General features: G+C 71.6%; 17 protein-coding genes. 5 read left to right on the top strand and 12 right to left on the bottom strand.

Features of this window, described 5'->3' with window-relative positions; translation table 11 throughout:
- Nucleotides 1–10 precede the first annotated feature (10 nt).
- A complete protein-coding gene (locus LWW89_RS04220) occupies nt 11–472 on the bottom strand; it encodes an Lrp/AsnC family transcriptional regulator (RefSeq protein ID WP_293261563.1) in 462 nt (153 codons plus the stop codon).
- Nucleotides 473–637: 165 nt separating this feature from the next.
- On the opposite strand from LWW89_RS04220, the gene LWW89_RS04215 reads away from it, so the two are divergent.
- The 3 genes from LWW89_RS04215 to LWW89_RS04205 all read left to right on the top strand — a co-directional run bounded on the left by LWW89_RS04215 (nt 638) and on the right by LWW89_RS04205 (nt 5,819).
- Complete coding sequence (locus tag LWW89_RS04215) at nt 638–4,234, top strand: indolepyruvate ferredoxin oxidoreductase family protein (RefSeq protein WP_293261560.1); 3,597 nt, start codon at nt 638–640, stop codon at nt 4,232–4,234.
- A 302-nt stretch (nt 4,235–4,536) separates the two neighbouring features.
- Nucleotides 4,537–5,556 (top strand): alpha/beta hydrolase, encoded by a 1,020-nt coding sequence (locus tag LWW89_RS04210; RefSeq protein ID WP_293261557.1) that lies wholly within the window; start codon nt 4,537–4,539, stop codon nt 5,554–5,556.
- Nucleotides 5,553–5,819 (top strand): hypothetical protein, encoded by a 267-nt coding sequence (locus tag LWW89_RS04205; RefSeq protein WP_293261555.1) that lies wholly within the window; start codon nt 5,553–5,555, stop codon nt 5,817–5,819. Before LWW89_RS04210 ends, LWW89_RS04205 begins: the two co-directional genes overlap by 4 nt.
- Before the next feature lie 47 nt (nt 5,820–5,866).
- Here LWW89_RS04205 and LWW89_RS04200 read toward each other — a convergent pair whose 3' ends face one another.
- The 8 genes from LWW89_RS04200 to LWW89_RS04165 all read right to left on the bottom strand — a co-directional run bounded on the left by LWW89_RS04200 (nt 5,867) and on the right by LWW89_RS04165 (nt 21,000).
- Nucleotides 5,867–6,196: an SMR family transporter gene (locus LWW89_RS04200; protein WP_293261552.1), complete on the bottom strand. Its 330-nt coding sequence runs from the start codon at nt 6,194–6,196 to the stop codon at nt 5,867–5,869.
- Between the two features lie 26 nt (nt 6,197–6,222).
- Nucleotides 6,223–10,734 carry a translocation/assembly module TamB domain-containing protein gene (locus LWW89_RS04195; RefSeq protein WP_293261549.1) on the bottom strand — a complete coding sequence of 1,504 codons (4,512 nt, stop codon included), beginning with the start codon at nt 10,732–10,734 and terminating at the stop codon, nt 6,223–6,225.
- 52 nt (nt 10,735–10,786) lie between these two features.
- Complete coding sequence (locus LWW89_RS04190; RefSeq protein ID WP_293261546.1) at nt 10,787–12,619, bottom strand: autotransporter assembly complex family protein; 1,833 nt, start codon at nt 12,617–12,619, stop codon at nt 10,787–10,789.
- Nucleotides 12,616–13,491 (bottom strand): DMT family transporter, encoded by an 876-nt coding sequence (locus tag LWW89_RS04185; RefSeq protein WP_293261543.1) that lies wholly within the window; start codon nt 13,489–13,491, stop codon nt 12,616–12,618. Before LWW89_RS04185 ends, LWW89_RS04190 begins: the two co-directional genes overlap by 4 nt.
- 41 nt (nt 13,492–13,532) lie before the next feature.
- Nucleotides 13,533–15,125 (bottom strand): NAD(P)H-hydrate dehydratase, encoded by a 1,593-nt coding sequence (locus LWW89_RS04180; RefSeq protein ID WP_293261540.1) that lies wholly within the window; start codon nt 15,123–15,125, stop codon nt 13,533–13,535.
- Between the two features lie 110 nt (nt 15,126–15,235).
- Entirely contained in the window at nt 15,236–16,675 is a 1,440-nt protein-coding gene (locus LWW89_RS04175) for an efflux transporter outer membrane subunit (protein WP_293261537.1), read from the bottom strand.
- Nucleotides 16,672–19,809 carry a multidrug efflux RND transporter permease subunit gene (locus LWW89_RS04170; RefSeq protein ID WP_293261534.1) on the bottom strand — a complete coding sequence of 1,046 codons (3,138 nt, stop codon included), beginning with the start codon at nt 19,807–19,809 and terminating at the stop codon, nt 16,672–16,674. Before LWW89_RS04170 ends, LWW89_RS04175 begins: the two co-directional genes overlap by 4 nt.
- On the bottom strand, nt 19,810–21,000 hold the full coding sequence (locus tag LWW89_RS04165; protein ID WP_293261531.1) for a MexX/AxyX family multidrug efflux RND transporter periplasmic adaptor subunit: 1,191 nt from the start codon (nt 20,998–21,000) through the stop codon (nt 19,810–19,812).
- Nucleotides 21,001–21,378: 378 nt separating this feature from the next.
- Here LWW89_RS04165 and LWW89_RS04160 point away from each other — a divergent pair, with 378 nt between their 5' ends.
- Nucleotides 21,379–21,951: a TetR/AcrR family transcriptional regulator gene (locus LWW89_RS04160; RefSeq protein WP_293261528.1), complete on the top strand. Its 573-nt coding sequence runs from the start codon at nt 21,379–21,381 to the stop codon at nt 21,949–21,951.
- A gap of 10 nt (nt 21,952–21,961) precedes the next feature.
- On the opposite strand, the gene LWW89_RS04155 is transcribed toward LWW89_RS04160, so the two are convergent.
- The 3 genes from LWW89_RS04155 to LWW89_RS04145 form a co-directional block, all read right to left on the bottom strand.
- Complete coding sequence (locus tag LWW89_RS04155; protein WP_293262169.1) at nt 21,962–22,870, bottom strand: histone deacetylase; 909 nt, start codon at nt 22,868–22,870, stop codon at nt 21,962–21,964.
- Between the two features lie 46 nt (nt 22,871–22,916).
- On the bottom strand, nt 22,917–23,765 hold the full coding sequence (locus tag LWW89_RS04150; RefSeq protein WP_293261525.1) for an alpha/beta hydrolase: 849 nt from the start codon (nt 23,763–23,765) through the stop codon (nt 22,917–22,919).
- Nucleotides 23,766–23,850: 85 nt separating this feature from the next.
- On the bottom strand, nt 23,851–24,540 hold the full coding sequence (locus tag LWW89_RS04145) for a response regulator transcription factor (RefSeq protein WP_293261522.1): 690 nt from the start codon (nt 24,538–24,540) through the stop codon (nt 23,851–23,853).
- Between the two features lie 103 nt (nt 24,541–24,643).
- Here LWW89_RS04145 and LWW89_RS04140 point away from each other — a divergent pair, with 103 nt between their 5' ends.
- Nucleotides 24,644–26,650 carry a sensor histidine kinase gene (locus tag LWW89_RS04140; protein WP_293261519.1) on the top strand — a complete coding sequence of 669 codons (2,007 nt, stop codon included), beginning with the start codon at nt 24,644–24,646 and terminating at the stop codon, nt 26,648–26,650.
- Nucleotides 26,651–26,672 lie beyond the last annotated feature (22 nt).

The raw sequence follows: 26,672 nt of genomic DNA, 5'->3' as shown, positions 1-26,672 counted from the left end.
CACAAAGCAGTCACAGCGGCGGCGCGTTGCGTTGCAGGATCGACTTGAGGGCGAAGCTCGACTTGATGTGAGCTACGCCGGGGATGCGGGTCAGGGTGCGGGTGAGGAACTGGTGGTAATCGTCCAGGTCGCGCACTACCACCCGCAGGCTGTAGTCGGCGTCGCCGGTCATGAGAAAGCAGCTCATCACCTCGGGGGCCAGGGCGATCTGTTCCTCGAAGCGGCTGATCACGTCCTCGGCCTGGCTGGCCAGGGTCACCGAGACGAAGGCGATCATGCGCCCGGCCAGGCGGCCTTCGTCCAGCCGGGCGGCGTAGCCCTGGATGTAGCCCTCGTCCTCCAGCCGGCGCACCCGGCGCAGGGTCGGGGTGAGGGTCAGGTTGATGCGCTCGGCCAGCTCGCGCCAGCCTAGCCGGCCGTCCTGGGCCAGTTCGCGGAGGATCTTGAGGTCGGTGCGGTCGAGGTCGTTCATGGTGGTGTTTGGCGCCGGTTTGGGCGGAAAAGACTAATGATCCGATAATGGTAGTGCAAACGACCTAAAACTTGTGGTTAGTGCAGTCCGTTTTGGTCGCAAATGCTAACGAGGGAAAACCATAATTCCTCTCCACAACAACACTGACAGTCGTGGAGACACCCCGTGAGCGCGAACGACCAGCCCTTCCGCACCCCCAACCCCATCCCGCGCAGCGTTCCCGCAGCCCTGGACTCCCCTGCCGGCGCAGAACGCCAGTTCCTCACCGGCATCCAGGCCCTGGTGCGCCTGCCCATGCTGCAACGCCAGCTCGACCGGGCCCAGGGGCTGAACACGGCGGGGCTGATCTCTGGCTACCGGGGCTCGCCCCTGGGGGCCTACGACCAGCAGCTGTGGAAGGCCTCGCGCCAGCTCGCCGCCCACGACATCACCTTCCAGCCCGGCCTCAACGAGGATCTGGCCGCCACCGCCCTGTGGGGCGCCCAGATGCACCGGGCCTATGGCCCGACTACCGTCGATGGGGTGTTCGGCCTGTGGTACGGCAAGGGCCCGGGGGTGGATCGCAGCGGCGATGTGTTCCGCACCGCCAACATGCTCGGCACCTCACCCCTGGGCGGCGTGCTGGCCATTTCCGGCGACGACCACGCCGCCCAGTCGTCCATGTACCCGCACCAGACCGACGGCATCTTCCAGTCGGCGTCGATCCCGGTGTTGCAGCCGGCCAGCGTGGCCGAGGTGATTTCCCTGGGGCTGGCCGGCATCGCCCTGTCGCGCTACTGCGGCCTGTGGGTCGGCTTGAAGACCATCGCCGAGGTGATCGAGACCGCCGCCACGGTGGATCTGGGCCCGCTGCCGGCGTTCGTCACTCCCGCCGATTTCACCGTGCCCGCCCACGGCCTCAACTGGGACCCGGCCTTGGCCTGGCCGGCCCAGCGCGCTGAACTGGAGCGCCGCTTGATCGAGGAGCGCCTGCCTGCCGCCCGGGCCTGGGCCCGGGCCAACGGCCTGGACCGGACCGTGGTGGCCGCCCCGGTGCGCCGCCTGGGCATCGTCACCGTCGGCAAGGCCCACCAGGATCTGATGCAGGCCGTGGCCGACCTGGGCCTGACCCCCACCGACCTGGCCGCCCTGGGTGTCTCGCTCTACAAGGTGGCCATGAGCTGGCCCCTGGAAACCGCCGGCCTGTTGGCCTTCGCCGAGGGGCACGAAGAGCTGCTGGTGATCGAGGAAAAGCGGGCCATCGTCGAGGCCCAGATCAAGGAGGCCCTCTACCACCAGCCCGACGGCCGCCGCCCCCGGGTCACCGGCAAACAGGACGACCGGGGCGCGGCCCTGCTCGCGGAAGTGTCCGAATTCACCCCGTTGCAGGTGGCCCGCGCCCTGGCGCGCCGCGCCGCGGCCCTGGCCGGCCAGGGGCCGCTCCTGGCCGAGCGCCTGGCCGCCTGGGAAGCCCGGGTGGCGCCCCCGTCCCTGATCGGTGCGGTGGTGCCCTTGCAGCAGGTGGCTCAGGAAGCGGTGTCGGCCCCGGTGCCGGCCCGCCGTCCGTACTTCTGCTCCGGCTGCCCCCACAACACCTCGACCAAGACGCCGGACGGGTCCATTGCCGGCGGCGGCATCGGCTGCCACGTGATGGCCCTGTCCCAGCCCGAACTCAAGACCCGCACCTTCAGCCAGATGGGCGGAGAGGGGGCCCAGTGGATCGGCGCCGCGCCGTTCTCGGCCACCGGCCACATCTTCCAGAACCTGGGGGACGGTACCTACCAGCACTCGGGCCTGCTGGCGATCCGCGCCGCCGTGGCCGCCGGCACCAACATCACCTACAAGATCCTCTACAACGACGCCGTGGCCATGACCGGCGGCCAGCCCGCCGAGGGCGGCATCGACCCGGCGCGCATCACCCGCCAGCTCCACGCCGAAGGGGTGGGGCGCATCGCCCTGGTGTCCGACGATCCGGCCAGCTGGACCGGCCGCGCCGACCTGGCCCCGGGCGTCAGCGTTCATGGGCGGTACTCTCTGGACGCGGTGCAGCGCGAACTGCGCCAGGTGGCCGGGGTGAGCGCCATCGTCTATGAGCAGACCTGCGCCGCGGAAAAGCGCCGCCGGCGCAAGCGTGGCGACTTCCCCGACCCGGACCGCCGCCTGTTCATCAACCCTCGGGTGTGCGAGGGCTGCGGCGACTGCTCGGTGCAGTCCAACTGCATCGCCGTGGAGCCCCTGGAAACCCCCTTCGGGCGCAAGCGCCAGATCAACCAGAGCGCCTGCAACAAGGATTTCTCCTGCACCAAGGGCTTTTGCCCGAGCTTTGTCGAGATCGAGGGCGTGGCCCTGCGCAAGCCCGACGACGCCCGCCTCCAGGCCATTGAGGCCCAGGCCTTGGCCGGTCTGGGCGAGCCCAGTGTGCCCGCCCTGGGGGCCGATGAGCCGTTCAACATCTACGTCACCGGCATCGGCGGCTCCGGCGTGCTGACCATGGGCGCCATGCTCGGCGCGGCGGCCTTCCTCGACGGGCGCGGTGCCTCGGTGCTCGACTTCACCGGCCTGGCGCAAAAGAACGGCGCCGTGGTCAGCCAGGTGCGCCTCGCCCCGGCGCCTAATGACATCCACGCCGCCCGCATCGGCCCGGCCGCCGCCGACCTGCTGCTCGGGGCCGACCTGGTGGTGTCCGCCGCCGCCGATTCGCTTGAGCGCCTCAGCGCCGGGCGCACCGGGGCGGTGCTCAACCTGGACGGCAACCCCACCGCCGACGTGGTGGCCCAGCGCGACGCCAGCCTGCCCATCGACCTGATGGTCGAGCGGGTGCGCCGCCGCTGCGACCCGGCCCGCTTCCACACGGTGAACGCCGGCACCCTGGCCCAGCGCCTGTTCGGCGACACGGTCACCGCCCACACCCTGATGCTCGGCTTCGCCTGGCAGCGGGGCCTGGTGCCACTGAGCCGGGCGGCCATCGAGGGCGCCATCGAGCGCAACGGCGCCGCCGTGGCCCTCAACAAGCGGGCCTTCGCCTGGGGCCGCATCGCCGCCGCGGCCCCCGAATGGCTGGCGCGTATCGCGGAAGGCGCGGATTCGGCCGATCAGTTGCCCGCCGATCTGGATGCCCTGATCGCCCGCCGCGCCGAAGACCTGGCCGCCTACCAGGACGCTGCCTACGCTGCGCGCTACCAGGCCCTGGTGGCCCGGGTGCGGGCCGCCGAGGAACGCCACGCCCCCGGCCAGGAGGTGCTGACCCGGGCCGTGGCCCAGGGGGCCTACCGGTTGATGGCCTACAAGGACGAGTACGAGGTGGCCCGCCTCTACGCCGATCCGGCCTTCAAGGCCGCCCTGGCGCGCCAGTTCGCCCAGGCCGACAAGGTGTCCCTGTGGCTCGCTCCGCCGCTCTTCTCCCGTCACGACCCGGCCACCGGCCGGCCGCGCAAGCACAAGTTCGGCCCCTGGATGCTCACCGCCATGGGCTGGCTGGCCCGGCTGCGCCGCCTGCGCGGCACCGCCTTCGACCCCTTCGGTTACAGCGCCGAGCGCCGGGCCGAGCGGCGCCTGGCCGAGGACTACGCCGCCATGGTCACGGCCCTGGCCGCCGGCCTGACCCCGGCGCGCCACGGCCTGGCGGTGGAACTGGCAAGCCTGGCCGACGAGGTGCGCGGCTTCGGCCCGGTGAAGGCCGCCGCCATGGCTGCCTACGAGGCCCGCCGCGCCGAGCTGCTGGCCCGTTGGGCAAAATCGGACGAATCGGCGCCGGGAGTCCGGCCGGCCCATACCGCGGTGTGACGCCGATGTGGGCGGCGCTTGCCGGCTCCACTGGGGCTGTCCGGCTGGGTTGATTCGTTCCGCGCTCTTATCGCTCCGCCACATCTGTTGGGTGGGCGGAGCGTTCTCCGATTGCGTTGCCCCTTCTTGCGCCTCACTACGGGGCGCTTCTTTTTGATGCTCCTGGCAAGCCCGGGGCCCGCTTGTCATGACAGGGCGGGGACGGCACCATCCGGAAACATTGTCTTTCGGGGATCGCCATGCCGGCCCGCTCTGTCCATTCCGCACTATTGCCGTGTGCGTCGCCCGGGTTGCGGATGCCCATGTCCGCTCCCCCGGCCCGCCGCCGTTTCCTCCGCCCGGCATTGCGTTCCGCTTCAAGCCGCTTCGCCATCCTCGGCATGGCGTTGGCCCTGGCGCTGCCGGCCGCCGCCGGTCCCCTGCGCGATCGCATCGAGGCCCGCCGTGCCGCCCAGGCCCAGGGGACGGAGGCTCCCACGGACGAACTGAACGGCGACGACGGCCGACCGGCCGGGAATGCCGAGCTGCCGGCAGGCGTGGTACGCATCGCCGACGTGGCCTACGGCCCGGACCCGCGCCAGCGCTTCGACGTCTACCGCCCCGCCCGGGGCGAGGGCGCGCCGGTGCTGGTGATGGTCCATGGCGGCGCCTGGCGGATCGGCGACAAGGGTGCCCGGGGCGTGGTGGCGAACAAGGTGGCCCACTGGGTGCCGAGGGGTTTCGTCTTCGTCTCGGTCAATTACCGCCTGCTGCCCCAGGCCGATCCGTTGCAACAGGCCAGTGACGTGGCCCGGGCCCTGGCGGCGGTGCAGGCCAAGGCCGCCGGCTGGGGCGGCGATCCGGCCAAGGTGGCGCTGATGGGCCATTCCGCCGGCGCCCACCTGGCGGCCCTGCTCGGCGCGGCCCCCGCCCTGGCGGAAAAGGCCGGAGCCCGTCCCTGGCTCGGCACCGTCTCCCTGGACAGCGCCGCGCTGGACGTGGAACGGATCATGGCCGCGCGCCACTACCGCTTCTACGACGCCGCCTTCGGGGCCGATCCGGCCTACTGGCGGGCCGTCTCGCCAACCCAGGCCCTCGTCGCCGGCGCGCCGCCCCTGTTGCTGGTCTGCTCCAGCATCCGCCCGGACCAGCCCTGCGCCCAGGCCCACGACTTCGCCCGCCGCGCCCAGGCCCTCGGAGTGCGAGCCGAGGTGGCGGAACAGGCCAGGAGCCACAAGCAGATCAACGAGGAGCTGGGCACGCCGGGGGACTACACGGCCCGGGTGGATGCTTTCCTTTCCTCGCTGGATGCTGCGGTAGCGAAGCGCTTGGAGTTGCGATGAAGTGGAAAAACTGGTTCGTTCGGGATGGGAACCTGACGAGTGGTTTTGAGGGGTTGCTTGTTCTTTGTGGTTCGGCAATCGCTTGGGCCGGGTTTCATTTCGCCGAGACTTATTTCCTTAAATTGGCTGCTCTCGCAATCGGGTTGCCCATAGCGGCTATTGGAGGTTATTCGGCAAAGGCCGCAGGGCTCGGCTTGAAACCCTTCGATACCGCTCCCTGGCGCCGGGTGCGAAAAACCTACGAGGACAGCCCCGATACCTGATGCGGTCCAGGGGACGACGAACGCGGGAAACCGGCTGGCCTCCTTCTTCAGTGCGGCAGCGTCTTGGAAAACAGGTTGAGCACCAGCACCCCGGCGACGATCAGGCCGATGCCGATCAGGGCCGGGGTATCCAGGGACTGCTTGAAGAACACCGCGCCGACGATGGCGATCAGGGCGATGCCGGCGCCGGACCAGATGGCGTAGATCACGCCGATGGGCAGGGCCTTCAGGGTCAGGGACAGGCAGTAGAAGGCCACTCCGTAGCCCACGGCCACCGCCAGGGACGGCCAGAGGCGGGTGAAGCCCTCCGTTAGGGGCATCAGGGAGGTGGCGATCACCTCGGTGACGATGGCCAGGGCCAAGTACAGGTAGTGCATGGGGCGTTCTTCCGGTGGCTCTGCTCTCAAGGCGTGGCGGGGGCCGGAGTGGCGCCGGCCTCCCGGGCGGCGCGGGCATCCTGGCGGGCCTGGGCCTTGCCGCTGCGGCCGAAGCTGAAGGTGTACTGCAGGTCAAGGGCGTTGTCGGTGCCGGCCCGGGCCACCACCGAGAGGCGCCGGGTCAGCTCAACCGTCAGGCGGATCACACTGCCGGCCTGGGCGGCCACCGACGACATGGATTGCTCGTAGGCCAGGGTGGCGTTGGCGGAAATGCGCTTGCCGACGGTGAGCACCTGGCTGCCGCTGGTGCTGGAACCGGTACCGCTGCCGGAAAAGCCCTGGCCGCCGGCCACCCGACTGGTGGCGGTGGGGCCGCCGCTGCCGTCCAGGGTGCCGTCGCGGAAGGAGATTTCGTCGATGCCGAAGGCTTCCTGGATGCGCTTGGTGGTGCTGTCCTCGCTGCCGAACAGGGCCGAGGCGGCGGACAGCAGCAGGCCCGGGTCGGCCCCGCCGGCCTCTCCCGGCCCCTTGCCCAGGACCATCCAGGAGAGCTTTTCGGCTTCCGGCACTTCCGGCACCGACACCAGCTTGACCAGGGGCCGGTCCACCGTGCCGGTCACGTCCACCCCGGCCTCCACCGGCAGGCCCCGGCGCAGGGCGCGGATGTTGAGGCTGGGCCGGGCCGGCGGGCCCTGGAAGCTGACGATGCCGCGCTCGATGGCCAGCCGGGTGCCGTAGGCATCGAAGATGCCGTCGGCGGTGCGGATGGTGCCGTTGGCGCGCAGGGCGCCGTCGTCCCGGGTGGTGAGGCGCAGTTCCCCGGCCAGCCGGCTTTCCAGCCCGGCGCCCTTGAAGAAGAAGCGCGGCCCCAGGTTCAGCCCCAGGTCGAGATGGGTGAGGCGCAGGCGGGCGTCCGGCGGGGCCTCCTTGCCCTTGATCACCACGTCGTCGGGCAGGCTCGGCGCCCCCAGGTCGGGCAGGCCGAGGAAGGCGCCGTCGGCCTTGATCTCGCCGGCCACCTCCAGCCGGTTGTCGGCCACCCGCACCTGGCCCCGGCCCGAGGCCATCAGCCAGCGGTTGCGCCGTTGCAGCGGGGTGAAGCGGTCCAGGGACCAGGCCACCGACGAGGCGCCGGCCTTGAGGTCCAGGTCGCCGCTCACGTCCACCGCCCCGGGGCGGCCGTCGAACAGTTCCTTGAGGCGCACCTCCCGGGGCGTCTCGCCGGGTAGGGAATCGAAATGCAGCCGGGTCAGGCGCAGGTGGCCCTCGGCCAGCCGGGCGTCCAGGGTGCCGTTGGCCAGATTGAGGCCCAGGTCGGCTAGGCGCAGGCCCAGCTTGTCGCCCCGGGCCTCGCCGGTGAGCAGGGGGGCGGCGGCGCTGCCGGCCAGTTGCAGCCGGGCGCCAAGGGTGCCGCCGGTGGTCAGGCCCGGGTAGGCGACGGGGCCGAGCCAGGCCAGGTCGGGCATCTCCAGCCGGACGTCGCCGGCCAGTGGAGCCTGGCGGGCCAGGGTCCAGCCGGCTAGACCGGGCTGGCCCGCCACATCCGGGCCGCGCAGCAGTTGGGCGCGGACGTCGCCGGCCAGGGTGCCCAGGCGGGCGCCCCGGGCGTCCAGGGTCAGGCGGGCGCGGCCCTGGTCGAGGCGGACGTTGAGCGCCAGGGCGGTGAGGCCCAGGGATTGGGATTGAGCGCCCCGTTCGCCGAACAGCAGGTCCCCCTGTTCCCGGCCCAGGCTCGCCTCGCCGTTGGCGTTCTCCCCCAGGTCCAGGGACCAGCGGCCGCCCAGGGTGAGGGTGGAAGCCCGTCCGGCCTCGGGCAGGAAGAGGCGCACCGGCAGGCCGCGCAGTTCGCCCCGGGTGACGAGGCGGGGCGGGGTGGCACGGCCGTTGCCCCGTCCATTGCCGGCAGCGGAGGCGGCCTGCCAGTCCAGGATGTCGATGGCCAGGCGCCAGGGGGAATCCTTGCCGGCGTCGTTGCCAGTGCCATCACGGCCACCGCCCTGGATGCGGGCGTCGGCCAGCAGCACCCGCTGGGCCGAGAGGTCCAGGCTGGCGTGCTGGGCGAGGCGCAGGGGGACGTCGCCGCCCAGCTCCAGGGCGGTGAGGCGGCCGACCCAGCGCGGGCCGTCCTGGTTCTGCCGGCCTGCGCCATTCTTGTCCGGCGCGGCCAGGCCGCCGCTGGCGGACAGGGCTAAAGTCCGCGCCAGTCCTTGATCTTCGGCCAGGGTGGCGCGCAAGGTCCAATCCTGGCGGCGCTTGGAGCCGGCCACCTGGAGGTCCGCGTCCCGGGCCAGGGCGGCGCTGCCCTGGGTCAGGCGCTTCAACTGGACCCGGGCGCTGGCTTCGCCATCCGGACCGGGGCCCAGGGCCAGGCGGGCGTCCAGGCCGTTCACCGCGATTCCGCCGGGCAGGCCGAGGCGCGGCGTGGCCAGGGCGAGGCGGCCGCCCGGGTCGGCCAGGGTGCCGGTCAGTTCGCCTTGGGCGGTGAGGCTGCCGCTCAAGCCCAGGGCGCCCAGCACCGGGTCGAGGTGGGGGGCGGCCAGGGTGAAGGCGAGGCGGTCGCCGGGGGCGCCGAAGCGGCCCTTGGCGGCCAGGTTGTTGCCCCCCAGGTCCAGGCCCAGGTCGGCATCCATGAGGCGGGCGCCGGCCAGGGACAAGTGGCCTTCGCCGGCGGCGGGCTGGCCGTTGATGCGGCTGTCGGCGAGGTGGTAGGCGAGATCCACCCGGGGCAGGGCCGGGCCGCTGCCGAGCTGGCCGCTGGCCTTGAGGGTGGCGGAAAGACGGGTCGGCGGCGCCTTGGCGAAGCGGGACAGGTCCAAGCCCCGGGTGCGGCCGTCCACCGTGAAGGCGGCGGCGCTTGTAGTGTTGGCAGCGCCCAGATCAAGGCTGCCGCTGGCCTCCAGCAGGGCCTCCTTCGCTCCGGCTTCGCCCAGGCGGGCCTGGTGCAGGGTGAGGCGCTGGCCTTCCCGGGTCAGGTCGGCGTCCAGGGTCACCCGGGGGGCGAGACGGTTTTCCAGGGCGGCCTTGAGGCGCTGCCGGGCGGCATCCGCCGTCACGGCCAGGGTGCCGTCCACCCGGGTGGCCTGGGCGCCGCGGTGCAGGGCGTGGGCATCGACTCCGGCCAGGGCCAGGGTGGCGACCAGGGTGCCGTCCCGCAGGGTGCCCTGGCCGTGGAGCGTGCCCGCCGTTCCTTTCATTCCTTTCTCCGTGCCGCCATCGGCCAGGCGGGCGTCCAGGCTCAGGGCCAGGGGCGGCAGGGGGCTGGCGGCGGCCCGGTCGGAGGGCTTGGCCGGGGCGGTGCCGGCGGATTTGGTGGTCGGGGTGGCCGAGGTGGCCTGAGCAGCCTCGGGACGTACCGTCAGGGTCAGGCCGGCCAGGGGCAGGCGGTCCTGGTCCAGGGGGCCGGGGCGGGCGTTGGCGACGTCGAGCCGGGCGTGGGGGGCGCCGCCTTCACCGGCTTCGCTGCTCACCCGCAATTCCAGGTCCAGGCTGGCCTGGGGGGCGCCGGTGGCCCAGGCGGCCGGGTCCAGGCCGGCGATGCGGGCCTGGGCCGCGGGGACGGGCCAGGGGGCGAAGGGCGCCAGGGTGGCGGCGAGGGTGCCGCGCAGGGGCGCGGTGGCGGGTTTGGCGGTGCGGGTGGTGGCCATGGCCTGGCCGTGGCCGGACTTGGCCGTCTGCCCATTCGTTTGACTGATGTCCGGTACGGCTTGGGCAGCCGCTAGCGCGGCGGCGCTGGCTTGGGCGTTGATCTGGAGGGCGGCGAGGGGGCCCTTGGCCTGGGCCTCCACCTGGAAGTCCCGGCCCTCGGCGCTGCCGCTGGCCCGAAGCGAGGCGAGCACCGCTTCCGCTCCATCCAGGGCGGCGCCGTCGAGGCGGGCCTCGCCGCTGAGGCGGATCTTTTCCCAGGTGGCGGCGAGGCCGTCCAGGCGGTGATGGCGGCCGTCGCTCTCCAGCCGGGCCGCCAGGGCGGACAGGCGCAGGGTTTCGGGCAAGGTGTCGAGGTCCGGGACCGCACTGTTCGCGGGCTGGCCGTCAGCGGCCCCCTGGGGCGCCGGCAGAGTGCGCAGGATCAGCTGATCGACCCGGGCGTCGCCGATGTGCACCGCCAGGGGCAAGCGCAGGTCGGCGGGCGGGGTGGCGGGTTCGTCGCTCGGGGCGCTGGCGATCTGGACCCGGGCCGCCGCCAGGCGGGCGACGTCCAGTCGGCCCGACAGCAGGGCCGCCGGGGTCCAGGCCAGGGCCGCGTCGTCGATGCGGATGCGCGGGCCGGCCGGGCCGGCGTCGATGTCGAGCCGGGCGATGGACAGCTCGTCCCACAGCCGCCCTTGGATGCCCTCGGCCCGGATCATGCCGCCGCTGGCCGTTTCGGCCAGGGCCAGGGCGGCGCGCAGCCCGCTTTCGCTGCCCACCAGCCAGACCGCGGTGCCGCCCAGGCCGGCCAGGGCGGCAGCCATGGCCAGGGCCATCCGGCGCCAGCGGCGCGGCGGCGTGGGGGAGGATGGCGGAGTGGTGGGAGCAGCGGGAGCAGCGGATTCGGTCATGGGACGTTGCGCGTGGTGGGTCGGCAAGAAACGGTCGGCCTCAGAAGGGGCCTCAGAAGGGAATGGCAACGGAGAAGTGCAGCTGGATTTCCTTGGTGCGCTCGCCGTAGGCCAGGTCCACCGCCAGGGGGCCGGCGGGGCTCTTCCAGCGGGCGCCCAGGCCGTAGCCCACCGCCAGGCTGCTCCACTTGGCCGGCTCGTCGCTGGCATTGCCGGCGTCCACGAAGGCGGCGACGCCCCAGGGGCTGTCGTCGATCCAGTGGGTGTATTCCCCCGACACCACGGCCAGGTAGCGGCCGCCCACCACGGCGTTGCCTTCCTTCACCCCCAGGCTCTGGTAGGTGTAGCCGCGCACCGAGCCGGTGCCGCCGGTGCGGAACAGGTAGTCCTGGGGAATGCCGTCCCGGGACGGGGCCAGGGTGGCCCCCAGCTCGCCGCGCAGGGAGAGCACGTCGCGCCGGCCTACCGGGAAGTAGACCGTGGTCCGGCCTTGCAGGCGCAGGAAATTCTGGTCGGCCAGCACCCCCTTGGCGGCGCCCCCCGCCTGGGCCTGGGCCACCAGGCCGGAGCGGGGGTCGAGCAGGTTGTCCACGGTGCGCCAGGTGTACTGGACGTTGGGGGTCAGGGCGTGGAGCTCGGTGGTGGGCTCCCCTTCGATCTTGCGCTGCTCGATCTGGTAGTTGAGGGACAGGCGCATCTCGATGGAGCCGCGCAGCTGGGTGCGCACCACCCCCAGGGCGTCCCGGGTGAGCTTCATGCCCTGGATGTCGGAGGCGTCGTAGACACCGCCCACGCTGTCCCGGGCGCCGTTGTCGTGGGGCGGCAGGAAGACGTCGGCGTAGGCGGTCTGGCGCTTTTCTTCCAGGCGCACGCCGGAGGACAGTTCCCAGGCCCGGGAGAACAGGTCGGCACTGCGGTAGCCCAGTTCCACCCGGGCGCCGGTGTTGGAGCTGTAGCCGGCGCCGGTGCTGATGCGGTGGGCGGCCCGTTCCCGCACCGTCAGGCGCACCGGGGCGGTGACGGTGCCGTCCGCGCCAGTGACGGCCTCGGCGTTGACCAGCTCCACGTTGGCCGAGGAGAAGTAGGGGGTGGACTGGAGGGCGGTCTGCAAGGCGATCAGGTCCGCCTCCCGGTAGGGCTGGCCCGGATGCACGGTGCGGTTGTAGCGGGCGATCAGTGCTTCGTCGTAGCGCTCCAGGCCGTCGATTTGCAGGGGGCCGAGGACGTAGCGCGCCCCCGGGGCCAGGGTCACGGCGAGGCGTGCCGTGGCGGTGTCCGGGTCCACCTCGGCCCGGCTGTCGCGCAACTGGGCCCCGGCGTAGTCCTCGGTGGTGAAGGCGGTGAGCAGGGCGGCCTTGGCCGATTCCCAATCGGCGCTGCGGAAGGGGCGGCCCGCCGGCAGCTTCCAGGCGGCGCGCAGGGCGGTCTGGCGTTCGGGAGGCAGGTCGGCGCCGTCGAAATCGATGCTCACTTCGGCGACTTGGGTACGAGGGCCGGGGTCGAGCACCAGGGCCGGGGCGCCGTCGTCGTCCGCGGTTTGGGCGCCCCCCAGGCGGGGCGAGAAATAACCTTCGGTGGCGAGCAGGCCGGGCAGACGGCGGCGCGCCTCGCGCAGCAGCAGCTCGCGGCGCTCGGCCGGGGCGGCGTCCGCCGGCAGTTCCGGGTCGAAATACTTGTCGAGGAGGGGGCGCAGCACCGCGTCGGCGCTAGCCCGGTCCTCGGCGCTGCCTTCCAGGGTCAGGCGGTAGGCCGGGGCGGCGATGGCCGGGCCGGCCGGAGCCAGGTAAAGCGGCAGGCCCAGCGCCAAACACAAGGCCATGCCCCGGGCGGTCGCCAGGGCCTGGCGGGGGGCGATGCGGCGCGGCCCCATGGCGCGGCGGCTCATGCCCGGGCCGGGCGGCGTTCCGCCAGCCCCAGGGCGACGCCGCTGGCGACGATGACGGCCATGCCGGTGAAGGCCAGGGAATCCGGCAGGTGCCCGAACACGATGGCCCCCAGGGCGGTGGCCCAGAACAGCTGCACGTAGAGGAAGGGCGACAGGGTGGTGGCCGGGGCGTGGCGGAAGGCCGAGATGAGCAGCAGATGGCCGGTGCCGCCCCACATGCCCATGGTCGCCATCAGCCCGGCCTGGCCCGGGGTGGGCAGGGGGCCGCCCCAGAACAGGGGCAGGGCCAGGGTCATGGTCACCGTGCCGGCCAGGGCGGTGTAAAAGAGCATGGTCAGGGTGTTCTCGGTGGGCGAGAGCTGGCGGGTGAGGATCTGGTACACCGCGTAGCAGGCGGCGCAGGCCAGGGCCCAGCCGATGCCCTCGGCGTTGACCGCCGGCCCGGGGCGGGCGATCAGCAGGACGCCGACGAATCCGGCGGCGACGATGGCCCAGCGCCGGGGCGTCATCTTCTCCTTGAGCCAGGGGCCGGCCAAGAGGGCCACCAGCAGCGGGGTGATGAAGATGATGGCGGTGGTTTCGGCCAGGGGCATCACCCGAAAGGCGGCCATGGCGAAGCCGGTGACGCCCACCAGCAGCACGGCGCGGACGATCTGGCGGGCCGGCCGGGTGGTGGCCACCAGGCCCCGGCCCATGCGCGGGCCGAGCACCGCCACCATGAACAGGCAGTGCACCAGGTAGCGAATCCAGACCAGCAGGGGCACCTCGAAGGTCTTGGCCAGGGTCTTGGAGGTGACGTCGAGAAGGGCGAAACAGAGGGTGGCGCAGACCATCAGGGCGATGCCGCGCAGGGGATTGTGGGTTGGGGGCATGGATATCGTTGTTGTTTGTCGTGGCGTGAGCGGGCGCCGGGTCACCCTTCCGGGCGGCCCCGGCGGGCGATCCAGCGGTTGAGCAGGGCCCGGGCGGCGGGGATGGTCTCGCCGGCGGTCAGGCCCACCGGGCCAGTGCCGGCGGCCACCAGGGCGTCGGCGGCGGCGCCGTGCAGGTGCACCGCCGCTTCCACGGCCGGCCCCGGGGGCCAGCCTTGGGCGAGCAGGGCGGTGACGATACCGGTGAGCAGGTCGCCCATGCCGGCGGTGGACATGCCCGGGTTGCCGCTCGGGTTGATCGCCCAAGCGGTGGGTAGGCCGTCCGGGTCTGCGGTGGCGCTGCCGGGCGGATGGGCCAGCACCGTGCCGCAGCCCTTCAGCGCCACATGGGCGTTGAAGCGGGCTGCCAGGTCTCGGGCGGCGGCAATGCGGTCGGCCTGGACGGCGGCGGTGGTGGTGGCAAGTAAACGGGCCGCCTCGGCTGGATGGGGGGTGATGATGGTGGTGGTGGCGCCGGCCCGGGTCGTGGTCCGGCGGGCCAGGTCACCATCCTGGGCGATCAGGTTGAGGGCGTCGGCGTCGAGCACCAGGGGCATGGGCAGGGCCAGGGCGGCCGCCAGGGCGACCCGGGCATCGTCGCTCTGCCCCAGCCCCGGCCCCACGGCCAGGGCCGAGAGGGGTTCGCCGAGCAGGGCCGCGCCCCGGCGCAGCATGAGTTCCGGATGGGCCGGGTCCAGGGCCGGGCCCTGGGGATCGACGATGCCCACCAGGGTCCGTCCGGCGCCGAGGAACAAGGCGGCCCGGCCGGCCAGCAGTGCCGCCCCGACCATGCCCGGGGCGCCCCCCAGGATGCCGGCGTTGCCGTGGCGGCCCTTGTGGCTGTTCTTGTCCCGGGGGAGGAGCCAGGGGGCGAAGTCGGCAGGGGCCAGCAGGCGGCCCGGGGGCAGATCGTGTGCGCTTGCCGGGGCAAGGGCGTCGCCGGTAGGGGCCACGCCCAGGTCCGCCACCCGCACCTCGCCGCCCAGGTCCGGCCCGTCGGCGGTGTGCAGCCCGGGCTTGTCGGCCAGGAAGGTGAGGGTGTGGGTGGCCCGCAGCGCCCCGCCCCAGGCCCGGCCGGTATCGGCATCCAGCCCGGAGGGCACGTCCAGGGCCAGCACCGGGCACCGATCCCGCTCCGCCAGGCGCCGTGCTTCGGCGCTCCAGCAGGCGTAAGGGGCGCCCAGGTCCCGGGCCAGGCCGATGCCGAACAGGCCATCCACGATCAGGCCCCAGGCCGGGCCGGCAGTGTCGGGGGTATTGGCGGGAATGTCGTTGGTGATGGCGCCGCCCGCATCCAGCCAGCCCTGGCGGGCGGCTGAGGCGTCGGGGGACAGCCGGGCGGGATCGGCCCGGGAGACGAGCGTCACTTCGATGTCCGCCTGCTTGAGACGGGTGGCGCAGACGAAGGCGTCGCCCCCGTTGTTGCCGGGGCCGGCCAGCACCAGCACCGGCCGGGCGTCGTCGATGCGCAGGTTCTCGGCCCAGCGGGCGGCAGCCTCACCGGCCCGGACCATCAAGGGCTGGCCGGCGTGGGCGGCTTCCAGCCGGCGCAGGGCGCTGGAAGCGAGCAGGAGGCGGGAGGAGGGGGATGCCATGCCCCGATTCTAAGCCGGGAGCGCCCGGCTGGGGATGGGGGCGTTGCCGCCGACATGGCGCCGGGCACTGGGGTTGGGGCTGGGGCCAGGTTTCGGTGGCGGCCGGGGAATCACCGCTCCGCTGTGGACCATCCGCCCCCCAGGGCGCGGAACAGGGTCACGTCGTTGGCGACGACCAGGCGCCGCACGTCTACCAGGGCCTGCTCGGATTCGAACTGGCTGCGCTGGGCGTCCAGGACTTCCAGGTAGCCGGCCACGCCCTTCTCGTGGCGGCGCTGGGCCAGGCGCAGGCGTTCCCGCTCGCCGGCGGCGATCCGGCGCTGGGCCTGCCATTGCACCGCCAATTGCTCCCGGGCGGCCAGGGCGTCGGCCACCTCACGGAAGGCGGTCTGGATGGCCTGCTCGTAGGCCACCACGGCCATGTCCTTGCGCACCTCGGCCAGGTCCAGGCTGGCCTTGTTGCGGCCGCCGGCGAAGATCGGCAGGGTGATGCGGGGGGCGAAGGACCACAGCCGGGTGCCGGCGTCGAACAGGCCGGCGAAACCAGGGCTGGCGGTGCCGGCCTCGCCGGTGAGCTGGACGCTGGGGAAGAAGGCGGCCCGGGCGGCGCCGATGTTGGCGTTGGCCCCACGCAGGCGCTGTTCGGCCTGGCGGATGTCGGGACGGCGTTCGAGCAGGTCGGCGGGCAGGCCGGCGGCCAGGGGCAGCAGTTTCAGGTCGTCGAGGCGGGCCTGGGGCGCCAGCCGTTCGTCGAAGTCGCCCACCAGCAGTTGCAAGGCGTGCAGGGCCTGGCGGCGCAGCCGCTCCCGCTCGGCCAGGGCGGCCCGGGCGGTTTCCGCCTGGGTCTCGGCGCTGCTCAGTTCGATGGCGCTGGCCAGCCCCCGGGCGTGGCGGGCGCGGGCGATCTTCAGGGCCGCCTCCCGGGATTCCAGGGCCTGACCGGCCAGGTCGGCCTGCTCCGCCAGGGCCAGGTGGCCGGCGTAGACCGTGGCCACTTCGGCCACCAGGGCCACCTGGGCGGCGCGGCGGGCTTCCTCGGTGGCCAGGTATTCGGCCAGCATTGCCTGGTTGAGGCTGCGCACCCGGCCGAAGAAGTCGAGTTCGAAGGCGCTTACCCCGACGGCGGCCCGGTATTCCTGGCCGAAGGCGCTACCGCCGCCCTGGGCAGAGGGCAGGGGCGCCCGGCCTCGGGTCAGGCTGCCGCTGGCGTCGATGGACGGCAGGCTGGCGCTGGCCTGAATGGCGTAGAGGGCGCGGGCCTCCTCGATGCGCAGGGCGGCCAGGCGCAGATCCCGGTTGCGTTCCAGGGCCTTGACTACTAGTTGGCGCAGGCGCGGGTCGAGGAAGGCCTGGCTCCAGTCTTCCGGCGCCCGGGCCCCATTGTCAGCCGTGCCGGCAGCAGTGCTGACAGCGGGGGCGTCCGCCGGATAGGCGGTGGGGATCGGGGCGGCCGGGCGCTCGTACACCGGGGCCAGGGTGCAGGCGCTGGCGAGCAGGGCGGCCGCCAGAACGGCGGCCGGACTCCGGCGGGGAAAAGGTGGGCGCATCATGATTCGGTCTCGGTGGCCGGCTGGGCGGGGGCGGCGCGCTGGCCCTGCCGCCGGGCGATGAGCAGGTTGATCAGGTAGAAGAACAGGGGCACCAGGAACACCGCCAGCACGGTGGCGGTGACGATGCCGCCCAGCACCGCCGTGCCGATGGCCGTCTGGGCGCCGGAGGCGGCCCCCGTGGCCAGAGCCAGCGGGACGACGCCGAAGCCGAAGGCCAGGGAGGTCATGACGATGGGGCGCAGGCGCAGCCTGGCCGCTTTCAGGGACGCTTCGAACAGGCCCATGCCGTCCCGGTAGAGGTCCTTGGCCACTTCGACGATGAGGATGGCGTTCTTGGCCGAGAGGCCCACCGTGGCGATCAGGCCGACCTTGAAGTAGATGTCGTTGGGCATGTCGCGCAGCATCACGGCGAGCAGGGCGCCGATCACCCCCAGGGGTACCACCAGCATCACCGCGGCCGGGATCGCCCAGCTCTCGTAGAGAGCGGCCAAGGCGAGGAACACCACCAGGATGGAGAGGGCGAAGAGCAGCGGCGCCTGCTTGCCGGACTGCACTTCCTCGTAGGACTGGCCGGTCCATTCGAAGCCGACGCCGGCAGGCAATTCACCCACCAGGGCGGCCATGCGCGCCATGGCCTCGCCGCTGCTGTGGCCCGGCGCGGCATTGCCGTTGATGGTGAACGACGGGTAGCCGTTGTAGCGGGTCAACTGGGGCGGCCCCACCCGCCAGGCGAAGCGGATGAAGGTGGACAGGGGCACCAGCTCGCCGGCGGAGTTGCGCACCCGCAGCCGGTTGAGGTCGTCCGGGGAAACACGGTAGCGGCCGTCGGCCTGGACGATCACCTTGCGCACCTGGGAGCCGTGCATGAAGTCGCCCACGTAGTCCGAGCCGAACATGGTGGCCAGGGTGGCGTTCACCTCGTCCAGGCTGATGCCCATGGTTTCCATCTTCTTGCGGTCGATGTCGATGGCCACCTGGGGGATGTCCACCTGGCCGGCGTAGATGACGTTGCTCAGGGCCGGATCGCCGGCGGCGGCCTTGATCAGGGCATTGCGCGCCTCGACCATGGTGTCCCGGCCGACGCCGTTGCGGTCCTGCAGGCGCAGGTCGAAGCCGCCGGACGAGCCTAGTTCCGGCAGGGCCGGGCTGTTCATGGCCAGCACCAGCCGGTCGGGGCGGCCGGCGAAGTGGGCGTTGATGCGGTCGACGATGGCCTGGACCTGGGATTCCTTGCCGCCGCGCTCGCTCCAGTCCTTGAGGGTGACGAAGACCATGCCGCCGCCCGGGCCGGAGCCGAAGTTGTTGAAGCCGCCCAGAGCGAAGGCGTACTTCACCGGTTCCTTTTCCAGCAGGTAGGTTTCGACTTCGCCCAGGGCGTTCATGGCCTCGTACAGGGTGGCGCCCTGGGGCTCGGCCAGCATCACCATGAAGTTGCCCTGGTCCTCGTCGGGCAGGAAGGCGGTGGGCAGCTGCCAGAAGGCCAAGGCCACGGCGGCGACGATGGCGGCATAGGCCGCCATGCCCCGCGCCGGACGGCGCAGGATGCCGCCCACGGCGCGGCCGTAGCGCTCGGTGCCGTGGCGGAAGCTGCGGTTGAACCAGCCGAAGAAGCCGCGCTTCTCCTGGTGTTCCGCATCCACGGGCTTGAGCAGGGTGGCGCACAGGGCCGGGGTCAGCGACAGGGCGAGGAAGGCCGAGAAGCCGATCGACACCGCCAGGGTCACGGCGAACTGGCGGTAGATGTTGCCCACGGCGCCGGGGAAGAAGGCCATGGGCACGAACACGGACACCAGCACCACGGTGATGCCGACGATGGCGCCGCTGATCTGGCCCATGGCCTTGACCGTGGCCCGGTAGGGGGGCAGCCCTTCCTCGACCATGATCCGCTCGGTGTTCTCCACCACCACGATGGCGTCGTCCACCAGGATGCCGATGGCCAGCACCATGCCGAACATGGTCAGCACGTTGATCGAGTAGCCCAGGCCGAACAGCACGGCGAAGGTGCCGAGCAGGGCCACCGGCACCACCAGGGTGGGGATCAGGGTGGCGCGCACGCTCTGCATGAACAGGTACATCACGGCGAACACCAGGGCCACCGCTTCGAGCAGTGTGGTGACTACCTTGCGGATCGAGATCTCGACGAAGGACGAGGTCTCGTAGGGAATCTGGTATTCGACCCCCGGCGGCAGCAGTTTGGCCTGCTCGTCCATGATGCGGCGGATCTCGCCGGCCACCGCCACGGCGTTGGAGCCGGCGGCGAGCTTGATGCCCAGGGCGGTGGCCGGGCGGCCGTTGACCCGGGACGAGAAGGCGTAGTCGCTGGCCCCCAGCTCGACCCGGGCCACGTCGCGCAGCAATACGGCGGAACCGTCGGCCCGCACCCGCAGGGGAATGGCGCCGAAGGCCTCGGGGGTGGTGAGCTGGCTGTCGGATACCAGGCTGGCATTGATCGGCGCCGAGGCCGGGACGTTGTTCGCCCCCAGGTCGCCGACGGTGACCCGGGCGTTGTAGCTGCGGATCTTGGCGGCGATGTCGGAGGCGGTCAGGTCCAGGGCGGTCAGGCGCTCCGGGTCGGGCCAGATGCGCATGGCCTTTTCTGCGCCCCAGAAGGCCACCTGGCCTACCCCGGGCACCCGGCGCAGCACTTGCAGGATCTTGGCCGAGGACAGCTCGCCCAGGTCCACCTCGTCGATGTCGGGGCGGTTGGAGGAAAGGCTGACCACCATCTGGATGTTGTCTGCCGCCCGCTCCACCTGGATGCCGTAGCGGCGCACCGTTTCGGGCAGGCGCGGCTCCACCGACTTGAGGCGGTTCTGCACTTCCACCGCCGCCAGGTCCGGGCTAACTCCCTGGCGGAAAGTCAGGTTGATGTAGGCGCCGCCGCTGCTGCTGGTGGTGGAGGTGTACATCAGCCCCGGGGCGCCGTTCATTTCGCGCTCGATCAGGGTGGTGACGGCTTCTTCCACCACCTTGGCCGAGGCCCCCGGGTAGGTGGCCGAGACGCTGACCACCGGCGGGGCGATGTTGGGGTACTGGGCCACGGGCAGGCCCCGGATCGCCAGCACCCCGGCCAGGGAGATGAGGAGGGCAATGACCCAGGCGAAGACCGGCCGGTCGATGAAGAAATGGGCCATTCAGCGCGCCTCCGCGGTGGAGGCGGCCGGGGACGGCGTGTCCTTGGCCCCCAGGGGGCGGGCGGCGGCCTGGCTGCCCGGGGCGAACTGGGCGGCGTTCTGCACGATCACCCGTTCGCCGCCGCGCAGGCCCTCGGTCACCAGCCAGTCGCGGCCGTCCATGCGCTCGGCCCGCACCGGGACGTCGGCCACCTTGCCCTGGGTGTCCACCGTGCGCACGCTGGCGCCGGTGGCGCCGCGCAGCAGGGCTTCCCGGGGGATGCGTACCACGCCGGGATCGACCGCGCTGCTTAAGTGCACCTCCACGTAGGCGCCGGGCAACAGTTGCCGTTCCGGGTTGGGGAAGAGGGCGCGCATGGCGATGCTGTCGGTGCCCGGGTCCACCGCCAGGTCGGCAAAGAGCAGCTTGCCCTCGTGGCCGTAGGGCCGTCCGTCGGGTAGCACCAGGCGCACCGGCAGGGCGCCGGACTTGTCCGGCCCGGCGATGCGGCCGGCCTGGATATCCCGTTGCAGGGCGAACACCTCGCTGGCGGGTCGGGAGAAATTGACGTAGATCGGATCGATCTGCTCGATGCGGGTCAGGGGCGTCGGCGCGTCCTGGCCCACCAGGGCACCCTCGGTCACCAGGGCGCGACGGGCCCGGCCGGCGATGGGGGCGGTGACGCTGGCGTAGCCCAGGTTGAGCTCGGCGCGGCGCAGTTCGGCCCGGGCCGAGGCCACGTCGGCCCGGCTGCGGGATTCGGCCGCCACGGCTTCGATATGGTCCCGCTCGCTGATCGCCCGTTCCGCCACCAGGTCCTTGTAGCGGGCCAACTGGTCGGAGGCGGCGGCGTGCTCGGCCTCGGCCCGGGCCAGGGCGCCCCGGGCGGCGTCCAGGGTCGCCTGAAGGGGCTTGGGATCGATGCGGAAGAGCACCTCGCCCTCGCGTACGTCCTGGCCTTCCTGGTAGCGCCGCTCGATGACGATGCCTGCCACCCGGGCGCGCACCTCGGCGCTGCGGAAGGCTTCCAGCCGGCCGGGCAACTGGGTGGTCAGGGACTCGGGCCGGGGCGTGGCGACGATCACCACCGCTTCCGGCGCGGGGGGCGGCGCGGCGGGGGGCTCCTTGCCGCAGGCGGCGAGCAGGGGGAGGGCCGCGGCGAGCGCCAGGGCGGCAGGAGAGGAACGGCAGGAGCAGGAGCGGGTCGTCATGAGCGGGGGGCGACGGCCCGGCGCCGTGGATGGGCGGGGCGGTCGTGATCGGTGGTTGTCGTTGGCGCCGGTGGTTGCGCTGCCGCCTGCCTGGGCCGAAAGGGGAAAACCGGCCCTCGTGGGACAATGGCCGGAGTTGGCTCAAGCCCATGCCGGCCTGTGAAGCGGGGGGGACGGTGGCTGCGGATCGGTGGATTCGATCCATGGCGATTCGTCCGGCATGGCTGCGTCGGCACTGGCGGAGGGGCCTTGCCCGGCGCAGGGCAAGGCGGGAATCGTCGGGGACGAGTCCGGCGATTTCAGCACCGCGGCATTGTGCAGAGAGTACGATTATAAATACAACCGTATTTATGTAACCGATTTTGCATGGGAGGAGGGATGGCGCGTTACCAGGCAGTGGACCGGAACAGTGTGCTCGACGCGGCGGAGCTGATCGTCCGCACCAAGGGCATCGCTGCCCTGACTTTCGATGCGGTGGCCAAGGCCGCTGGCATTTCGAAGGGCGGGGTGCAATCGAGCTTCGGCACCAAGGACCGCCTCATCACGGCCATGTACGAGCGCTGGGGCGGTGAGTTCGAGGCCCTGGTGGCCCGGCTGGCCGGCCCGGAGCCGACGCCCGAGGCCCTGGCCCGGGCCCACGTGGAGGGCACCCGGCGCACCGACAAGGCGGAGGGCGACCGGGCGGCGGGGATGATGGCGGCCTTGCTCAATTCGCCCAACCACCTGAAGGGCGTCCAGGCCTGGTACAAGCAGCGCCTCGATGGCATCGACACGGACAGCCCCGAGGGGCGCCGCATTCGCCTGGCCTTCATCGCCTGCGAGGGGGCGTTCATGCTGCGCTACTTCGGCTTCATGAAGATCAGCCAGCGGGAATGGCGCGAGCTGTTCGCCGACATCCTGGCGCTGATGGACGGGGCCGCGCCGGCCATGCCGGCATCCTCCGGGGCCTGAGGGAAGGGCGTCAGGCCCGGGCTGCGTATTCCCGCGCCGTGAACAGGGTGCGGGCGTGGATGGTCACCGTGTCGGCGATGTCCCGGGCGTAGCCACCGGCCATGGCGATGGCCACCGGCACGCCGTGGGCGCGACAGGCGTCCAGTACCCGCCGGTCCCGGGCGGCCAGGCCGTCCATGGTCAAGGACAGGCGACCGAGGCGGTCCCCCGCGTAGGGATCGGCGCCGGCCAGGTAGATGGCCAGGTCGTAGGGGCCGGCGGCGAAGGTGGCGGCCAGGCCCTGTTCCAGAGCGGCCAGGTAGGCGTCGTCGCCGGTGCCGTCGGGCAGCTCGATGTCCAGGTCGCTCACGGCTTTGTCGAAGGGAAAGTTGCGGGCGCCGTGGATCGAGAAGGTGAAGGCGTGGGGATCGCCGGCCAGGATGGTGGCGGTGCCGTTGCCCTGGTGCACGTCGGCGTCGATCACCGCCACCCGGCGCACCGCGCCTTCCGCTGCCAGGACGCGCACCGTCACCGCCGCGTCGTTGAACACGCAGAAGCCTTCGCCCCGGTCGCGGTGGGCGTGGTGGGTGCCGCCGGCCAGGTTGGCCGCCACCTTTCCCCCGGCCAGGGCCGAGCGGGCCGCCGCCAGGGTGGCGCCGGCGGAACGGCGCGAGCGTTCCACCATTTCCGCCGACCAGGGAAAGCCGATCTGTTTCATCTCCGCCGGGGTCAGCTCCCCCGCCGCCACCCGGGCCACGTAGTCCGGGCAGTGAGCCAGGGCCAGCTGGGCGTCGCTGGCCGGCGGTGGCAGGTGAAAATCGCCCGGGGCGAAGGCGCCGGAATCGAGCGCCGCCTGGCGCAGCGGGGCGTACTTGCTCATGGGAAAGCGGTGCCCCTCGGGCAGGGGCAACACGAACACGTCGGTGTAGAAAAGCTGCATGGCGGTGGGGCGGGAACGGGGCGTGGCAACGGCCATTCTGCGCCAATCAGGGGCGGGGTGCGTCCAGGCTGCGCCACAGCCGGGGCCACGCCTCGGCCCAGCAGCAGTGGTGGTCGAAGCCGGGTTCGACGCGCACCTCGGGGCGTTCCACGGGCGGGTAGCGGTCGTAGCGGTCCGCATAAGCGGCGGCGATGGCCGGCGGCATGATCTCGTCCCGGGCGCCGACGAAGTGCCATTGCCGCACGTGGCGCAGGGCAGCGGCGGCGTCGGCCGGGTTGAGGGACCCGGTCAGCGGCGTCACGCGGTGGTGGGTCGTCCAGGCCTGGTGGTCCAGGTTGCCGGCGACCGTGACCAGCCGGTCCACGTCCTGGCGTCGGGCGGCGACCAGGGCGGCGACGGCGCCGCCGCCGGAATAGCCCACCAGGGTGAGCGTCCGGGCGCCGGACTGCCGCTTGAGAACATCCAGGGCGTCGTTGGTTGCGGCCACCACTTCCTCCGCGAAACGCTTGCCGGTCCAGTAGGCGGCGGCGCAGCCCGTTGCCTCGGCATCGACGAACTGGCACGGGCGGGCCAGATAGGCCGCATTGCCCTCGGGTTGCGCCAGTGCCATGGCGAGGACCAGCGGATTCCTCGGCGTCGGGTCGGGGGACGGTTGCGTCGGCGTCAGCCAGGCCAGGCCATCGCCTTCCAGGTAGACGGTGAGCCGACGGCTTTCGGGATCGGGGTAACGGCCGGGCCGCCAGGCGACCAATTCGAATCCGGCCGTGGCGATGCGCTCCAGCCGCCAGCCGCGGGCTTGGGCGAGCCGGTCGTAAGCCTCTTGGCGCTCCGCGCCGGAGGGGATGGTGCTGCACGCGGCGAGCGCGAGCAGAAGGAGCAGGCCGAAACGTCTCATGTGCTTGCCATGCCCGAGCCGATGCGGGAGTGCGTTTGACTTGGCGTCCGCAGAGACATGGATAGCGGCGACGGCTGTCTTTGCATCAAGTCCGGATCGCCACGGCGGCGAAGAAACAGTAGCCGACGTTGCGCACGGTATTGAGGGGCAGGGCAATGCCGGCGGCGTCCTCGACTTTACGGCGCAGGCGGCGCATCTGGGTATCCAGGCGGCGCTGGTCGTAATTGAGGAAATCCTCCCCCAGGGCGGCAACGATGTCCTGCCGGCTGATGGTGTCGCCCTGCCGCGCCATCACCGCGTGCAGCACGATGCAGTCCTGATGGGACAGGTGGATGGGCTGGTGGCCGGGTGGGGTTAGGCGCCGGGACGCCAGTTCCAGCAACCAGGCCGGGGCGTTGGGCTGGATGCCTGCAAGCCGGCGGTCGAGGGCCGAGAGGATGGCGGCGATTTCATCCAGGTCGGACGTCTTGGGCAGGTAGTGGTCGGCGCCGTCGGCCAGGCCGGCCACCCGGTCCGGGATGGCGCTGCGTGCCGTGAGGACGACGATGCCCAGGGGGCTGCCGCCGTCGCGCAGCTCCCGGATCAGGTCCATGCCATCGCCGTCGGGCAGGCCCAGGTCGATGACGGCGATGCGGTGGCGGGCCGCGTCGTAGCACGCCCGGAAGGCGCTCAGGTCGGCGACGGCCTCCACCGTCCAGCCGGCCTGACCGAGAAAGGTGGCAAGCTCGTGCCGCAGGATGTCTTCGTCTTCGAGCAGGATGAGGTGGCCGGTCATGTGCGTGTTTTGCCAGGCGTTTGAGGCCGGCCTTGTACTCGGGCGTTGCCCCGGGGCGGGGAGGGATGGGGTGCTATTCTAACGAGCTATGAGACGTGTCTACATGCTTGTGCTGGCGCTATGGTTGTTCATGCCCCTCGGGGCCCAGGCCCAGCGTCCGTTGCTTCTTGCCGCCGATACGCCCAACGTCTCCGGAACCGGCGCATTGTCGCTTTTTCAGGATGGATCGGGGGAGACAGATCCCGGCCGGGTTCTGGCCGAGGCACCCTGGCAGCCGCTGCCCGGCGAACTCGGCGTGGGCTATACGCCCGATACCCTATGGCTGAAGCTGTTAGTGGTGCGGGACAAGTCGGCCCCCGCCGAGTGGGTGCTCAACCTCGGCAATGCCCTGGTCGACGACGTGGAGCTTTTCCGCCAGGCGCCCGGCGGCGGATGGGAGCGTTCCCGGGCCGGTGAGAACCTGGACCGGGCCGCATGGCCCCTCGATGCCCGCAACGCCGCGTTTCCGCTGATCCTGCCAGCGGGGGAGGCGGTGACGCTGCTGATCCGGATCACCTCGCGCAACGCAATTTCCAGCGCGGTCGATGTCTGGCAGCGCGATGCGTTCGACAGCTTTTCCCGCCGGGAAATGCTGTATTACGGGCTCTACTTCGGCTGCTACCTGCTGCTGATCGTCCTGCACATTTTCTTCTGGCGCATGACGAAGGAGGCCCAGAGCGGCTGGTACCTGCTCTACGTCGCGCTAGCCATCACCATCCAGATGCTGACGGCGGGGATTCCCCAATGGATCTTCCGGATACCGGGGAGCATTTCCGACCCGGTGCTGGCGTGCAGCATCTGCCTCGCCCTCATCGTGGGGACCAAGTTCGCCGTTCTGCAACTTGAGCTGGCCTCGGTCTGGCCGCGCTTTTCCACGGCATTCATCGGCACGGTGACCTTGCTCGGCCTCCTGTTCATGGGGCTCGTCCTCAAGGTGGGCTACGCCGAGGGGGTCGTCCCGGCACAGCTGCTGTCGTTGCTGCTGGTCGTGCTGATGACGGGGCTCAGCGTTTATTTATTGCTGCGCGGCCATCGCCCGGCGCGGTTCTTCCTCTTTGCCTTCGGCATCTACTATGCCGGGATCGGCATCAGCTTCCTGCGCAACCTGTCCGTTTTTCCCTCCAACGTATGGACCGTCAATGCGGCATCCCTGGGAACCCTGATCCACATCCTGGCCATGAGCATGCGGCTGCATGCGCGCTACGACCTGCTGCGCCGGCAGGCGGCCGAGGCCCAGGAGCGGGCCATGCGGGCGGTGCGCAAGCTGAACGAGGGCCTTGAGGAAGAAGTGGCCGTGCGCACGGCCGACCTGGAGCACGAAATCGAGCGGCGCAAGTTACTGGAAAACGAGCTGCGGACGGCGCTGGAGACCGAACGGCGCATCAAGGAAGAGCAGCGCAGTTTCGTCGCCATGGTGTCCCATGAATTCCGCACTCCGCTGGCCATCATCAACGTGACTGCACAGCAGATCGCGCTTAATCCAGGGGCGCCCTGGGACGAGGTGGTGGGCCGCTGCCAGAACCTGCGCAGCACGGTCCGGCGGATGTCGGACTTGGTGGATAACTGCCTGGCGAGCGACCGCATGGACATGGACATGCCCGTCTTCTCCCCGCGGCCGTGCAACCTGCCGGAACTGCTCGGCGAGCTGGTGCAGGAGTGGCCGGAAGGCAGGATCGAGGCCGATTGGCAGGGGGTGCCGGAAGGCTTCTTCTGCGATCCCGGCCTGGTGAAGGTGGCGCTGCGCAACCTGCTGGCCAATGCGGACCGGCATGCTCCCCAGGACGAGACGGTTTCGCTGCGCGCAACGGCGGGTGCCGATGGCGGGGTGCGGGTCGAAATCTGTAACGGCGGCTCGCCCATTCCTGCGGAGGAGGTGCCGCGGCTTTTCCTGAAATATTTCCGGGGACGCCTGTCGCAGCACCGCCCCGGAGCAGGGCTGGGCCTGCATCTGGTCCGGCAGATCGCGGAAATCCACGACGGCTCGGTCTGGCTTGAGCACGGGGGTGAAAGCGATAGAATCCAGTTCAGTTTTTCCATGCCGGTACGGGGGCTGGCGAGCGCAACCCCTTGATGCACGCGGCCGGGCGCGCCCT

This window comes from Oryzomicrobium sp. (genome assembly GCF_021287045.1).
Classification (GTDB): Bacteria; Pseudomonadota; Gammaproteobacteria; order Burkholderiales; family Rhodocyclaceae; genus Oryzomicrobium.
Note: the sequence above shows the minus strand (reverse complement) of the source record. Positions and strands in the feature narration are given on the sequence as shown.

What these genes read in the sequence shown, in the direction of transcription:
- LWW89_RS04140 (WP_293261519.1), top strand. Translation starts at nt 24,644, where the DNA reads ATGCTTGTGCTGGCGCTATGGTTGTTCATGCCCCTCGGGGCCCAGGCC.
- LWW89_RS04195 (WP_293261549.1), bottom strand. Translation starts at nt 10,734, where the DNA reads ATGACCGAATCCGCTGCTCCCGCTGCTCCCACCACTCCGCCATCCTCC.
- LWW89_RS04180 (WP_293261540.1), bottom strand. Translation starts at nt 15,125, where the DNA reads ATGGCATCCCCCTCCTCCCGCCTCCTGCTCGCTTCCAGCGCCCTGCGC.
- LWW89_RS04220 (WP_293261563.1), bottom strand. Translation starts at nt 472, where the DNA reads ATGAACGACCTCGACCGCACCGACCTCAAGATCCTCCGCGAACTGGCC.
- LWW89_RS04185 (WP_293261543.1), bottom strand. Translation starts at nt 13,491, where the DNA reads ATGCCCCCAACCCACAATCCCCTGCGCGGCATCGCCCTGATGGTCTGC.
- LWW89_RS04175 (WP_293261537.1), bottom strand. Translation starts at nt 16,675, where the DNA reads ATGATGCGCCCACCTTTTCCCCGCCGGAGTCCGGCCGCCGTTCTGGCG.
- LWW89_RS04190 (WP_293261546.1), bottom strand. Translation starts at nt 12,619, where the DNA reads ATGAGCCGCCGCGCCATGGGGCCGCGCCGCATCGCCCCCCGCCAGGCC.
- LWW89_RS04210 (WP_293261557.1), top strand. Translation starts at nt 4,537, where the DNA reads ATGTCCGCTCCCCCGGCCCGCCGCCGTTTCCTCCGCCCGGCATTGCGT.
- LWW89_RS04170 (WP_293261534.1), bottom strand. Translation starts at nt 19,809, where the DNA reads ATGGCCCATTTCTTCATCGACCGGCCGGTCTTCGCCTGGGTCATTGCC.
- LWW89_RS04155 (WP_293262169.1), bottom strand. Translation starts at nt 22,870, where the DNA reads ATGCAGCTTTTCTACACCGACGTGTTCGTGTTGCCCCTGCCCGAGGGG.
- LWW89_RS04145 (WP_293261522.1), bottom strand. Translation starts at nt 24,540, where the DNA reads ATGACCGGCCACCTCATCCTGCTCGAAGACGAAGACATCCTGCGGCAC.
- LWW89_RS04160 (WP_293261528.1), top strand. Translation starts at nt 21,379, where the DNA reads ATGGCGCGTTACCAGGCAGTGGACCGGAACAGTGTGCTCGACGCGGCG.
- LWW89_RS04200 (WP_293261552.1), bottom strand. Translation starts at nt 6,196, where the DNA reads ATGCACTACCTGTACTTGGCCCTGGCCATCGTCACCGAGGTGATCGCC.
- LWW89_RS04150 (WP_293261525.1), bottom strand. Translation starts at nt 23,765, where the DNA reads ATGAGACGTTTCGGCCTGCTCCTTCTGCTCGCGCTCGCCGCGTGCAGC.
- LWW89_RS04165 (WP_293261531.1), bottom strand. Translation starts at nt 21,000, where the DNA reads ATGACGACCCGCTCCTGCTCCTGCCGTTCCTCTCCTGCCGCCCTGGCG.
- LWW89_RS04205 (WP_293261555.1), top strand. Translation starts at nt 5,553, where the DNA reads ATGAAGTGGAAAAACTGGTTCGTTCGGGATGGGAACCTGACGAGTGGT.